This window comes from Priestia sp. BR_2, assembly GCF_041954005.1.
GTDB lineage: Bacteria > Bacillota > Bacilli > Paenibacillales > Paenibacillaceae > Paenibacillus_AQ > Paenibacillus_AQ lautus_A.
Window position 1 is genome coordinate 128,882 of record NZ_JAVFHM010000227.1, and the last position, 13,874, is coordinate 142,755.

10 protein-coding genes are annotated in these 13,874 nt (G+C 51.9%); 4 read left to right on the forward strand and 6 right to left on the reverse strand.

What is annotated here, in order from left to right; all coding sequences use genetic code 11:
- Positions 1–178 precede the first annotated feature (178 nt).
- A complete protein-coding gene (locus RB298_RS17750) occupies positions 179–1,642 on the forward strand; it encodes a 4-hydroxyphenylacetate 3-hydroxylase family protein (protein ID WP_486047790.1) in 1,464 nt (487 codons plus the stop codon).
- 84 nt (positions 1,643–1,726) lie between these two features.
- Here RB298_RS17750 and RB298_RS17755 read toward each other — a convergent pair whose 3' ends face one another.
- Both RB298_RS17755 and RB298_RS17760 read right to left on the reverse strand, forming a co-directional pair.
- A complete protein-coding gene (locus tag RB298_RS17755) occupies positions 1,727–3,811 on the reverse strand; it encodes a DUF5054 domain-containing protein (protein WP_486047792.1) in 2,085 nt (694 codons plus the stop codon).
- A gap of 207 nt (positions 3,812–4,018) precedes the next feature.
- A complete protein-coding gene (locus RB298_RS17760) occupies positions 4,019–5,578 on the reverse strand; it encodes a HEAT repeat domain-containing protein (RefSeq protein ID WP_486047794.1) in 1,560 nt (519 codons plus the stop codon).
- 145 nt (positions 5,579–5,723) lie between these two features.
- Between RB298_RS17760 and RB298_RS17765 the strand changes: the two genes are divergently transcribed.
- The 3 genes from RB298_RS17765 to RB298_RS17775 all read left to right on the forward strand — a co-directional run bounded on the left by RB298_RS17765 (position 5,724) and on the right by RB298_RS17775 (position 7,883).
- Positions 5,724–6,596 carry a helix-turn-helix domain-containing protein gene (locus tag RB298_RS17765; protein ID WP_096775564.1) on the forward strand — a complete coding sequence of 291 codons (873 nt, stop codon included), beginning with the start codon at positions 5,724–5,726 and terminating at the stop codon, positions 6,594–6,596.
- A gap of 125 nt (positions 6,597–6,721) precedes the next feature.
- A complete protein-coding gene (locus RB298_RS17770; protein WP_486047796.1) occupies positions 6,722–7,573 on the forward strand; it encodes a serine/threonine protein kinase in 852 nt (283 codons plus the stop codon).
- Between the two features lie 100 nt (positions 7,574–7,673).
- Positions 7,674–7,883 carry a hypothetical protein gene (locus tag RB298_RS17775; protein WP_009592958.1) on the forward strand — a complete coding sequence of 70 codons (210 nt, stop codon included), beginning with the start codon at positions 7,674–7,676 and terminating at the stop codon, positions 7,881–7,883.
- A gap of 68 nt (positions 7,884–7,951) precedes the next feature.
- Here the strand turns inward: RB298_RS17775 and aac(2')-IIb are convergent, their stop codons facing one another.
- From aac(2')-IIb to RB298_RS17795, 4 genes are all read right to left on the reverse strand, one after another.
- The gene (gene aac(2')-IIb / locus RB298_RS17780) at positions 7,952–8,680 is read right to left on the reverse strand and encodes a kasugamycin N-acetyltransferase AAC(2')-IIb (protein ID WP_096775562.1); all 729 of its coding nucleotides are present in this window, start codon (positions 8,678–8,680) and stop codon (positions 7,952–7,954) included.
- 170 nt (positions 8,681–8,850) lie between these two features.
- Positions 8,851–10,227: a Na+/H+ antiporter NhaC gene (gene nhaC, locus RB298_RS17785; RefSeq protein ID WP_486047799.1), complete on the reverse strand. Its 1,377-nt coding sequence runs from the start codon at positions 10,225–10,227 to the stop codon at positions 8,851–8,853.
- A 235-nt stretch (positions 10,228–10,462) separates the two neighbouring features.
- Positions 10,463–11,548, reverse strand: a complete 1,086-nt coding sequence (gene asd, locus RB298_RS17790; RefSeq protein WP_192572152.1) for an aspartate-semialdehyde dehydrogenase — start codon at positions 11,546–11,548, stop codon at positions 10,463–10,465.
- A 655-nt stretch (positions 11,549–12,203) separates the two neighbouring features.
- Positions 12,204–13,802: an amidohydrolase gene (locus tag RB298_RS17795; protein WP_486047802.1), complete on the reverse strand. Its 1,599-nt coding sequence runs from the start codon at positions 13,800–13,802 to the stop codon at positions 12,204–12,206.
- Between the last annotated feature and the right edge of the window lie 72 nt (positions 13,803–13,874).

The following is a 13,874-nucleotide window of genomic DNA, read 5'->3' on the forward strand; positions in this document are numbered from 1 at the left end:
GGGCCCAAACGGGTCCGTTTTTTTCGTATGAAGTCTTCCGGTCGCGCCTTCTGAGGTACATCCGCATATTTTGCAGCGTTTCCTGCGGACAATGTACTCCGCTTGGACGAAGCACGTACATTAACAGCAGTAGACAGGTTAGTTAGAGCTTACGATTTTCGCAAACGGGGTGAACAATGTGCCTATCAAATCAGGGAAGCAGTACATCGAACGGATCGATCGGCAAAACATCAACCTTCGGTATAAAGGGGAGCTTATCCAGGGACCTTTATCCAAGCACCCTGCATTCCAGGGTATCATTCAGACCCAAGCGGAGCTTTACGATATGCAAGGCGAAGCGTGTTATATCGAGCAGATGACGTACCCCTCGCCCGATACCGGAGAACGGGTGGGCCTGTCTTTTCTCCCGCCGAGGAATGCCGAGGATTTGCAGAAACGCAGATTGATGATGGAACTTTGGGCCAAGAGGCACAACGGCTTTTTAGGCCGCTCTCCCGATTATATGAACACGGCGATCATGTCGCTGTACACGGCTGCCAATATACTGGAGGAACACAATCCGAAGTACGCGGAAAACCTCAGGGCCTATTACCGGTACTGTCGAGATCATGATATCACGTTATCCCATGCCTTCATTCAGCCCTATGCTTGTAAAATGTCCGGACAGCAAGATGCTGCAGAGGACACGATCGCCGCCAAGGTGGTTGAGATCAACGATCAAGGCATGATCATAACCGGAGCTTTCATGATGGCAACGCAGGGAGCCACGTGCGAGGAAATGCTGGTATTCCCGTCGCCTTCGCCCACGTTGTTCCAGAATGTCAATCCAACCGCATTCGCCTTTGCGGTACCGAACGATTTGCCCGGAATGACGTTTATATGCCGTGAGAGCTATGGTGCCGCTTCTTCCTATGATTATCCCTTGAGCGCCAGATATGAAGAGATGGACGTTCTCGTCATCTTTGACCACGTATTGGTCCCGCATGACCGGATCTTTTATTATGGGGACGAGGCCTATGCCGGACGTTTATTCGGCGAGAGTCGCTTTCACACCCATATTGCCCATCAAATGGCCACCCGTTATATCGCCAAAACCGAATTTATGCTTGGTTTGCTGGAGAGCTTGGCAGACGAGCAGAACGTTGGGCTCGAGCCCCAAATGATCGCGAACGTTTCAAAAATCATTGCATATCTCGAGACCTTCAAAGCCCTGAGATTGGCTTCCGAACTGGGCGCCAGCCGGGATAAATTCGGTTATTTCGTTCCATCGGCGGGCCCGCTTACCGCATCCAGCATGTTATTCCCCCAACTTTATCCCGAGATGGTGGAGATGATACAGCTGCTGGGTTCCAGCGGCCTGATTATGATCCCTTCCGAAATGGACTTCCAGTCGGATTCAGGTCCTTATCTGAACCAATATTTAAGAGGCTCGACCACGGAGGCGCGGGATCGAATCGCCTTGTTCCGCCTTGCCTGGGAGCTTGGCGCAGGCTCTTTCGGGGGCCGTCAAACCCAGTTTGAACGCTTCTTCTTCGGAAATGCGCAGACGGTAGCCTATCGCATGTATAACCAGTTTGAACAGCATGAGCAGCTACGGAACAGGATTCAGGATTTTATCGCCAAGAACGATACTTCATCATGATTTGACGGTTTGGATGATTAGGCAAGAAAAAAAGATGCGAGCCCATATCTCACATCTTTCCGTTTCATTACAAACACAATGAGCTTACGAATGGGAATGCAGGCTCAAGCGGAACCGATACCTCATGTCGTCTTCGAACCACATCATAAAGTTTGTCCCCCATACGTTGTTGTGCAGGTTGAAATGAAATCCGCCGGTCAACGGAGCATAGGAGTTGTCGAATTGCAGCAGCCTCGGTTCCCCCGGGCACACAAGCGGCGCGTCCAAGGATTCAATGACCGCCGTTCCGTCCGCCCCCTCATAATATAAGCCCGAATTGATGCCATGCATGTTCCGGTTGCCGTCCTTGACGACGGATAACGGAGATATCCGCATTCCCAGCTTATCCATCGACCATGCGTTAGGATTATCCACAAGCGGCACAAACGATAACCAGCTTGCTTCCGGAAGACGGCATGCGGGTTTGCCCCTCCAGCTTAGGCATACCTCAATGACGGGCTCATTCGCATGGAACGAATAGAATACGTTAATTTGGCGTGGTGCCCCGTACTGATTGCTGAGAACCTCCGGCAGCTTCATTTCTGCGGTCACGATATCATAATCGGCATGCCTCTCCAGGTGCAGTGTTCGCAAGGACGCGGTGTACCTCTGATGCTCCGGCCTCGGTTTGACATACTCGATTCCCGGCTTGCCGAAATCGTTGTCCGCCCAGCCATGATGTATATCCAGATTCGTCATGTATTCTTTGAAGAAACGGTTGTAGTTTTCTTGGCCGAAGGTTTCATACATATAAGTGCCAAGTCTCTGATGCTCTCCCGCCCATGCCTTTCCGGATCGATCCATCAATCGGTTAATCGAACCGTCGGCAGCGAAGCTCACCTGAAACTGGCCTAATTCGTAAAGCTCGTTCGTTTCGATCGGCTGTTTATGCTGCACCGGCTCCGAGTTATGGACGGTATGCTGCGGACTCATCCGATCCAGCTCGGTTCTCGCTTCAGCCGCTAGCGTCGTGGGCAGCGATTGAAGAGCTTCTTCAAGATAATCCCGCTGCTCCTGCCAGGAACTCTCGTAATGGCTGTACGATCTGGTGCCGTTTGCCTGCTGGCATAGGTAATCGAATTTCTTCCGTGTATTGTCTTCAACAATATCCCGTGCTCTTGCAGCGGCTAGATCAGCCGAGGAATAATTCACGAAATCGACGAGATACACGGAATTGTTCAGCCCCCAAGTATGCTCGGGAATCAACATCAGACGGTTGCAAAATCGAGCGTACGCCTCACTGTCCCTATCCAATCGACCATCCTCGATCCAGCGATCCCGAAGCCTTAACAATTCGCGGTAGCGGGCGATTTTCCAAGGATCCGAGGCAATCCCGTGTATCCACGAGTCCCCGATCTCTTCGCTGACGACAGGCAATCGGTCTTTCACCGCTTGAAGCCGCGCGGCAAAAGCATCCAATGTCGAGGCCATGATGTCCGCCCCCGGATATTCCCTTCGCAGCTGTTCGAATAATGCCCGGATCTCCTCCATCGTGGATGGACCATGATTATCGTGGGTATGGGCAAAATACAAGGCATCCTCCAGCCCTTCCATCTGATAGGGCTTACCATAACTATCCGCATAATGTACGATAATCTCCGAGCCGTCGGAAGCACGCCATACAAACATCTCCGGCACCTTGGGATTTTTGGAGACCATGTTAACGCCTAAATGTAAATATTGTATGCCGTGTTTTGCCAGCAGAGGCACCATGGCTAGGGTATGGCCCGGTACGTCCGTCATTTTTGCGGCAATCGTGGTTTTTCCGTACTTTCGGTCCAAATCGCCCGAAATGGACAGCCCGAATTCGAATAAACCGGCATCCATGATCTCGGTATGCGTTGTAAACGGCAGCCCGTGCCAGACCATGCGTCCCTCCCCAATGGCTTTTTCCATGCGCGCCCGCATGTCGGGAGAAGCCGTTTGCAGAAATTCATGGATTAGCCATGAGCCGGTGGTCCATACGAATTTTACATCCCCCTCTTCATTCGACAGCTGTTCGGACAGCTCCAAGGCCTGGGGTATGAAATGTTCCATATATCGGTCGATTACGTTCTTTCCCAAATCGGTAAACCCGATGTCCAGATGGGTCTTGAATACGACATGAACTCTTTTGATTGATGCTGCCATGCATGACCGCCTCCTTCAACAATGATCGGCTTAATGCCGAACTTTGAGCCCATTTTACTAGAGCGCATCGAGCAAGTCTTTGCATGATAGGGTCATGCTTTTGCAAAATAAGGACACCTAGCGTGAATAGAGCCAGAGTACGGGCATGCCGAAAAGCCCTCTCATTTCGGCTTGGAATGAGAAGGGCTTGTAAGGAAAATGCGGATATCAGAACGTGCTCGCCTTCGTTGTGTCCGGACACCATCTGGCCGGTCGGTAATATCGGATCAGGACCTCCATCGCTTCGGGTGTCCGCAGATGGGTAAGCGTTTCGAAGGCATACGCCCTGACGTAACGATCCTTGCTGAGAAGAGCTTGCTCTAGCGAATGGATGACGATGGGAACGTCCTGTGGCGAGGCCGTTCGCAGCAATGACAAGGCTGCCGCATATCCGAGTTTGTTCAGGATATAACTTTGCTGCGTGTTGTCGTTATCCCGGGTTTCCGCTGTTCCGTCCCCCTCTTGCAGTATCGACTCTTCCAATATGTTGGCCAAGGCCTGGCACATTTCGCCTGCCTCACTCCCCATCATGCCCAGCGCTTCGATTGCGTTTCGACGAACCCAATCGCTCGGGTCCTGTAAGCATGCAATCAATGCAGACGAAACCTGACGCGTCGAAGGCACAATCGCCCCTAACGCAAAAGCAGCAAGCGCTCTGCGCTTCTCGTCCGAATGTTCGAGCAGTGTCAGCAGTCCTGGAACGGCTCCAGCGCCGGCACTCTGCAGTCCGTAAGCCGCTCTTTCCGCGATTTGCCTTGTACCTTCGGACATAAGGCGCAGCAATTCATCGGTTCCTGCGGATCCCAGCCGGCCAAGCGCATAACCGGCATTCAAAGCTACCGGCTCCTTGTCATTCAACATTCGGCCCAGTTCCGGAGCTAAGGAAGCGGCCTTCTCTCCTAACATTCCAACTTGATCCGCCGCCCTGGCGCGAATGACCTCGTCCTCGGATTTTAATTCTTCGGCCAATGGCTCGATCGGGACTTCGTCTTCCGTTGCCGAGAGGTTCTCCTGACCCGGTTCGCCGCGCATCCAGTTCCATACATCCCTCCAAAGATTCAAGTGCGCGTAAGGGGTTCCCCCCGTTAGGTTCATTTCGGTCCCTAGATGATTCCAGCTCGGCGATTCCGGCGCACGCAATCGAACGAATTGAAACTTCAGCATGTATCGATCCATGCCAGACACATTAAGCGAAGCTTTGTGCCACAAATCAAAATGCACCAAAACCATCGTCCCCGCTTTGCCAGTCGGGAGTATCGTCTCGCCTTGATCGCCTACGAACTTATCGTAGTATGCGGTACCGGGCATGATGGCGGTAGGTCCCATTTCCTCGGTGATATCCTGCATGTAATAAAATATCATCGCCCACCAAGGTCGGTGGCTGCGCATGCTGGACCAGTAACCGTCTTTATGCCACTGCCCGCCCCCCGGCAGCGGATCGCCCGGCTGATTGTAATGGCAATGCCGATGCGGATGCATGTAGTAGTCCGCTCCGAGCACGCTCGTCAAAGCCCCTTGAACGACCGGTGTTTCGAAGAACTGCTGAATCTCGGGTACGCGGGGCAGGATGTTATTGCCGGGATTTCCTTCCTCGTGCAGTACGGCGTTGATTTTATCCCTGACTTCAGCATGCAGCTGATCCGGCAATTCGTTATGAAGCACCACATACCCCTTCATGATAAACTGGCAAATTTGTTCATCCGTCAACAGCCATTGACTGTCCAACATCTCAATTCCCTCCTCAAGCATGAAATGAATTAGTGTTAGTATAGCAACGCCCGCGATCCTTGTATTTACATAAACGTCAGGCTTTTGTACAATCGTCATGCGAATAATAATAGAATCTTCTCTTGAAGGATGTGGAAATGAATACGTGGATTTTGCCGTCTTCCATCCCTATGTGCTGTACGCCACCAGATACCCCTTTTCCAAAGGTCAAAGCAATAACAACCGCCACTGTTATTCGTCATCCCTTTATCTCATTACCGAGGGTCGGGGCATCGTTCGCACTCGTGGGCGAACGCACATCACCGACCCAGGTTCCCTTGTGTACATACCGGCAGGTCAGCCGCATGATTGGATAGCGGACAGCCGGGATCCCATGGTCCATGTGTGCTGTTATTTCGACTGGGCCCATGTGGACCGCAGGCATTTGGCCGATCACCCCAGCGTAATATGTTATGACATGGCCCAACTGAATCCTTCCTATGTAGGTCCTGCTTTTCCTTACGCCCTACCCGAGTTCATGAGAGTAGAGAAAGTCAGCCTATGGAGCGATTGGTTTGAAAAATTCTACACCGGGAACCAGTATGAAAATGAGCATACCTATATGCGCAGCGTGAAGACGCAGAGCCAATTCCTGCAATTCATTGAATACTTCCTTGCCTTCGCCCTGCAGGACGAGGCGATACCCGATCACAGAATGAACAAGCTGCTGCAGCGTTTGGATCAGGATATCCTTCACGGCAAACTGCGGCCATTGGAAGCATATTATGAGGAGCTCCGGATCAGCAGAGGTTATTTCTTCGAATTGTTCAAGCGTTCGACGGGGCTGCCGCCGACGCAGTATATTAACCAGTTTCGCATCCATCGTGCCAAGGAGGATCTGCGCAATACGGACATCAGCATTACCGAGATCGCCGAGAAGTTCGGCTTCTCATCCATCCATTATTTTTCGAAGCTGTTCCGTCAACTTAACGGACTGTCGCCCCTGGAGTATCGGAAACATCAGATGGAAGCCGACTGACGAACGAACTTCGCCCCAATCCGATGTATACCTCGATGCGTAACATCGCTTATAATGTACGATAATCAGGAATGGCACACGCTCAGAATTAGGCGAAGGACCTAAACAGGAGAGGTTGGAATATAATGCGCTTTTTATCGAACCTCGGCTCCTTTATCAACGCATGGCGGGATTACCCGGCTGAAGAGAATACGGTGCTGGGGAGTCGCTACACCGTCCAAGAAATGATTGGCGAAGGAAGTTACGGCATCATCTATCAATGTCGGGATCAACAGAGCGGTCATATAGTCGCCGTCAAACAGTCACGGCCAAGCAAAGGCGATTACGCCAACGAATTGCTGAATCGGGAAGCCGTGATATTAAGCACCCTTCAGCATCCGCAAATTCCGGCATATCGGGATTTTTTCACGGACAGCCGCCATTCGTATCTGGTCATGTCTTATATGGACGGGGATACGCTGGAGGATTTAATATTCGAACATGGCATGAAATACGGGGAAGCCGAATGTCTCCATATCGCGCTGCAGCTTCTGGAGCTGGTCCGTTACCTGCACGAACAAGGCTATGTTCATCTCGACCTGCGGATTCCCAATGTGCTGTTTAAGGATGGCCGTATCCATCTCATCGATTTTGGGCTGGCACGAAGGATCGGTGAACCCCCTCCTCTCCGGCAGCCTGTCCGAAAGAAGTTCCGGCGCGGCGGCACGAGCTCCTCTGTTCAATATAAAGAGTCGAAAGAAATCGAGGATCTCCGCGACATCGGTCACTTTATGTTGTTCATGCTCTATTCTGCCTATGATCCGGACGACGACCCGAGCGCAATCGGGGATCGAAGCTGGCAGGAAGAACTGCAGCTCTCGGATGAACTCCGGGATATGATCAAACGCTTGCTGCAGTTGAGCAGACCTTACTCCGGTTCCTTGCAATTCATGAATGAGCTCCAGACGCTCGCGAATGCAAAAAAACCGCCCCTCTGATAAGACGGGCAGCGTTTTATTTGATTCCGGGGTTTCATTTATGTTACGATCCGATTAAATGATATGGAATGATTCCGAACAAGAAAGGAGGAAATTCCACATGTTACGAAAAATCATGAACAAATTTCTCCACTCGACGTCCCACAGTCATGGCCGCAAGCGTTACAGCAGTTCCGCGAAGAATTACGGAAGAAAATACAGCAGCAGTCACGGGTATTCTCGCCGCAAAGGATCGTCTTCCGATTACAAACGCAGGCACGGCAACCAAGGTCATGGCTATTATAAAAACAGAAGAGGCAGCTCAAGCTAATCATTCAACATCATATAGCACACTACCTCCTTCAACGTGGTTGCATGTTGAGGGATTTTTTTATCGTTTCACCGAATCGTGAAGTTGACGCCGTAATAGGACAATGCCAATTTACCGGCCACTCTCTGGGAAGAAGCATTATCCCATGAGGTACTGTACAGGGGCAATGCTCCCATTTTCCGCACCTCGATTGCCCAACCGGCAGCAACGGCGGCCGCATAACCTCTCCCTCGAAATTCGGCTAACGTCTCCAGTCCGGCTTCGTGCGCTTCCGCAGAAACGCGAACACTCCGGCAGACCGACACCACCCTCTGATCTTGAATGATCGCGACACAAGGCTGGGCGTAGTCAATTTCCGCGTTCAGCCATTCCAAACCGGCGAGCGAATACTCGGTTATATTGTCTCCGGTGATCGATACCGCCTGCATGTTCGGCGATGACGTTGTGATGTCAAGAATCCGATAACAAGGTCCGCTCGTATATTGATCAGCAGCCAGCAGATTCATGTAGTCATCGAAGTGCTTGGGTCTCGTTTGAAAATCTTCGTTAAGAGACGGTTCATTTTCAACCAGCGCCGTCAGTTGCTCGGCAAGTTTGTCCTGAATATCATAACGAAGCCGGCAAACGGCTGAACCGTCGATCGTTCGACCCAAGAAAAATCGGGGAGCCGGCTCCTCTCCCGGCCAAGGCTCGTTAATGGTTCGCATCCGACTATCCAGGTCATGCGTAAACATAACCCGTGCGTGCATCTCCATCAAATCCTTAGCGGTTGGCTCATGTCCTATCCGCTGGTTCATGCTTTCACCCCATAAGAATTTCAACCATAGTTTCGCCCCATCCATCTCCATCGTAGCAGATTTTTCGAACAACGGGTTGGGCACAAATGAATATAAACGATAAATAAAAAGACCCTGTCTCCCTTTGTATCAGGGAAACAAGGCCAACATGGGATCGTGCCTATCTAGGATCATGCCTCCCTGCCAAGGGAGTTCCGCTGCAATCGCGGTATCAAAGCGTACGCAAACGTGAAGAGCGGGCTCAGCCAAAGGAAAGTTGCATAAGGTGCGTACTCGATGACCGGTACTCCAAGGGTCGTGGCAAAAAAAGCACCGCTGACGCCCCATGGAATTAAAGGGTTAACCAGCGTTCCACAATCCTCCAATGTGCGTGACAGCGTCTTGGCCGGTATGTTTCGGCGAGTATATTCCTCCTTGAACATTTGACCGGGCAAAAGGATCGATAAATACTGCTCGCCCGTCATGCCGTTAACCGCGATGGAAGATGCACCCGTCATCACGACCACGCTGCTGCTGCGCTTCAGCGGCTGCATGACTTTACGGAAGAAGGCTTCGATGACGCCGCAATGCTGAAGCAGCCCTCCCAAGGATAATGCAATCAAGATCAGCGATACGGACCACATCATGGATTGCAATCCGCCGCGGTTGACAATGGAAGCAACGGTTTCGTTGGCAACCGTACTCTTGTAGCCGCTCTGCATCACGCTGAACCAGACATCGACGGCTGCCTGCTGCTGAACGAAGGCCGTCACGATCAGTCCGGTTACAATGCCTGCGATGAGCGTCGGCAGGATCGGCATGCGCTTGACGGAACAGGCGATAACGGCAAGCGGCGACATCAACGTCAGCCAATGAATATGGAATCCGTCATGAAGCGCCGCCTTGATTAGATTTATCGAGGACAAATCCAGCGCGTTACTTGTGGGCGCAAGCAGGAAAAAGACCGTTGTCACCACAAGGGCCGGCACTGTCGTGTAAATCATATTGCCGATATGGGTGAATAAGGATATGCCGGCGACCGCGGGAGCAAAGTTCGTGGTGTCGGAGAGCGGCGACATTTTATCACCGAAGCAAGCGCCGCAGATCACCGCTCCGGCTGCCAGCGTCGGAGAAATTCCTGTCGTTACCGCGATCCCCATAAAGGCAACGCCAACCGTACTGACTGTCGTGAAGGAGCTTCCGGTGAACATCGAGACCACGATGGTCACATATAATGCGCTCACGGCAAAATAATGCGGTTCGATATAATCCATGCCATAGTATAAAATAGTCGGTACCGTGCCGCTCATCATCCATACCGCAATCAAAATGCCGATGAGCGAAAGAATGAGAATCGGCATAATCGCCGTTTGAATTCCTTGAATGATGGCGGATTCGAGCTGCTTCCAGGAAAACCCGAACAAACGCAGCAAGGCCGCCGTACCGACGGTGGTTGCCAAGAGCGGAAGATGCGGTTCTGCTTTCAGCAAAAAGATGGAGACAAACAGCAGCGCCAGAATAAACGCGATAAGAATGATGCTTTTTGAGAAACTGAGATGTCGTTCCATGATGCTAAGACTCCTTATCCATTGTCGTGGCGGGAGAAACCTCCCGTCCATTGATGATGAATGTTTGACTTTTTCACTTTTATGCTTTTCGGCTTTTTGGCTTCTTTGCATTGAAGCGCAGAGTAACACTATAAACGATAAGGGCGGACGCCGTCAATGTAGGAATCATGAACAATCACCAAAATAAAGACGACTGCTTGCTGCAGTCGTCTTTTATCATATATAGGATGTATCGTTATTTCGCTTGAATGTAACCTTCCGCTTTCAACAGTTCCGCAATCAGAACGGCTCCGCCGGCTGCACCGCGCAGCGTATTATGCGAGAGGCCCACGAATTTATAATCGTAGAGGGAATCCTCGCGCAATCTGCCAACCGAAACGCCCATTCCGCGCTCAATGTCGCGATCCAGCTTCGTCTGCGGCCGGTTCTCTTCTTCGAAATACGTAATGAATTGCTTAGGCGCACTAGGGAGTTCCAACTCTTGCGGTCTGCCTTTAAACTGCTGCCAGCGTTCCAGGATTTCCTCCTTCGACGGCTTGTTCTCGAACGAAGCAAACACGGTAGCTAAATGGCCATCGGTTACGGGAACGCGTATGCATTGCGTCGTAATCAATGGGGATTCAGCTTTCACGATCTCCCCGTTCACAACGCTGCCCCAGATGCGAAGCGGCTCCTGCTCGCTCTTCTCTTCCTCGCCGCCGATATACGGAATCACGTTGTCCAGCATATCCGGCCAATCGGTGAAGTTCTTGCCGGCCCCGGATATTGCCTGGTAAGTGGAGGCAACGACATTCGTAGGTTTGAAATCAAGCAAAGCGTGCAGCGCCGGCACATAACTTTGAATGGAACAATTCGGCTTCACCGCAATGAACCCGGTTGTTGTTCCCAGACGTTTGCGCTGTGCGGCAATCACGTCGATATGACCCGGATTGATTTCCGGAATGACCATCGGAACGTCAGGCGTCCAGCGATGGGCGGAGTTGTTGGAGATGACGGGCGTGCCCGTTTTGGCATAGGCCTCTTCCAATGCCTGAATCTCGTTCTTCTTCATGTCGACCGCGCAGAATACGAAGTCAACCTCTGCGGCAACCTGTTCCACCTGCGATGCATCCTGAACGACAATGCCTTTCACCTGCTCGGGGATCGGCGTAGCCAGCTTCCAGCGGCCCTGTACCGATTCTTCATACGTTTTGCCGGCCGAATTGCGGCTGGCTGCAATGGTGGTCACTTCGAACCATGGATGCCCATCCAGCAATTGCATAAAACGTTGACCCACCATTCCTGTTCCACCGACTATACCCACTCTAAGTTTTTGTGACATTCGCTACTCATATCCTTTCAATAATGGCGTCATGTTCCCATACATCGATGTACCGTACGGACAAAAGCATGCAATAAATAAGCTACTACTAGATAATTATTCAATCCGGCAAGATCCGTGTAGGTTTCCCGCCTTGTACCATCGTATTTCTTTAGATATAAGAAAAGTTTACTTTCTCAGAAGACGGACCGCTTATATCAGAACGGTTACTTACGATATAAGAACGGCAAGCCACTGATGTCTAACCTTTTTGATCACTTAACAAAAAAATCCCACCCCCAAGACCGTAAGTCTCAGGGACGAGATTGTTATACTCGCGGTACCACCCCAAATTTGCCAATATGTCACCATATTCGCCTCATCGAGTACGGCATTACACGGGAATGCAGATACTCTAGCTCTGTAACAGGAGCTCCTGGCACACCATCCCCCTCCGTTGAGAGTTCCTTGTGCTGCTCAGAGTCTTTTTTCAATAAAGAACGCTTTGCCCCTTTTCAGCTGCCGGAGCTCTCTGTACAAGAATTCGTTTATTTACTCGTCTCGTCATCGCATTTGTTATGATTATTATATATAAAACCATTTCGTCGGTAAACCATATTTATAAAATTTTCACGAGAATGATCAAGATGGTTAAGACCTGTTCCTGTCGTGACACCTACTCGGCATAACCGATTTCCCCGTTAATGACCGTCATTCTAACCTTCGTCTCCAGCAACTCGTCCGGATCCATCCCATCATGCAAGCAGCGATCCGCCACCGTGAAATCGGCATATTTGCCCAATTCCAGTGTTCCTCGTTGATCCGCTTCTCCTGCTGCCCCAGCGCTGCCGAGCGTAAACAGCCCAATCGCTTCCGTCAGGCTGAGCTTCTCCTCCGGCAAATAGCCTGCGTGATGCTCCTCCGGCTTGCGTCTGGTAATGGCAGCATGAATCCCGAGCAGCGGATTCAGCGGCTCTATGGGAGCGTCGCTGCCGCCGGAACAAGGCAGCCCCGAACGCAGCCACTTCTTCCATGCATACAAACAGCTTGTCCGATCAGGACCTATGCGCTCCAGCACCCATGGAAAATCGCTGACCACAAACCGGGGCTGCAGATCCACGGCCAGCTTCAGCTTGCTCATTCGCTTAACCGTATCGGGATGTACAATTTGGGCATGAATGAAGCGGTCGGGAAGCTTCGCAGCTCTGCTAAGCGGAAGGATTTCAAGCACATCCGTCATCATCTCTGCAGCGCCGTCACCGATCGCATGAAAAGCAACGGGATAACCCAGCCTGCGCGCCCTGCCAACAATCTCCCTTAGCTCCTCTGGCGAATGCATGGCCAGTCCGCGGGTATGCGGCGCATCATGGTAAGGCTCCTTGAGCAGCGCCGTTCTTCCTCCAACCGCCCCGTCCGCGAACAATTTAACCGCTCCGATGCGATTCCATTCGTTCCCGCTGCCTGCCTTGACGCCGAGCTCCTCCATTTCATCAAGAAAGCCATGGAACATCAGCTGATGGGTACGGAAGCGCAGTCCCTCCTCGCGCAGTTCACGATGGATCCGCTGCATCGCTTCCACGCTGCCCAGCAGGCGGAGGTCTTCCGTATGCGCTGCCGTCAGGCCGAGCCGTAGGGCATCACGGCATGCCTGAAGCATCGCAGCTTTCAGCTTGGACGGGTCAGGCTCCGGCTGGACCATGGTAAAAGGCACCGAAGCATTCTCGTAGATGCAGCCGTTCAACCGGCCATCGGCATCCCGGCCGAAAGCGCCGGACTCCGGATCGGGCGTGTCCGCAGTGATCCCCGCTCTTCGAAACGCTTCCGAATTACCGAGGAAAGCATGGAAACAGGTTCTCGTCAGATATACAGGATGCTCCGTAGTGATGTCGTCAAGCTCCATCATATTCGGGATTACCGGGTCCGGAAAATGGTTCTCGTTCCAATTCAGCCCCATGATCCACTCCCCAGGCGGCGTTACCGCAGCCCGAGCTCGCAGCATAGCCAGCATCTCGTCTTTCGAAGCCGCCTCGGTGAAGTCCAGCATGCCCAGCTTGAGTCCGTGCATGCCGAGATGCATATGGGCATCCACCAGGCCTGGCAGCACGAAAGCCCCCTCCCAATCCACCGTTCGATAATCCCGTCCCGATAACTGCAGACGCAGCTCGGCCGCACTTCCCATGGCACGAATGATGCCGTCTTCTACATATATCGAATCCGCAGTCGTTGCAGCGTGCGGTGAATAAAGAAGACCGTTTGTAAAAAGGACAGGTTCCATGTGTCTGATTCCTCCGGATTTTTCCCATCATTATACCAGACATGCCTTCAGCTCGTCAGCCGGCGCAGCCCC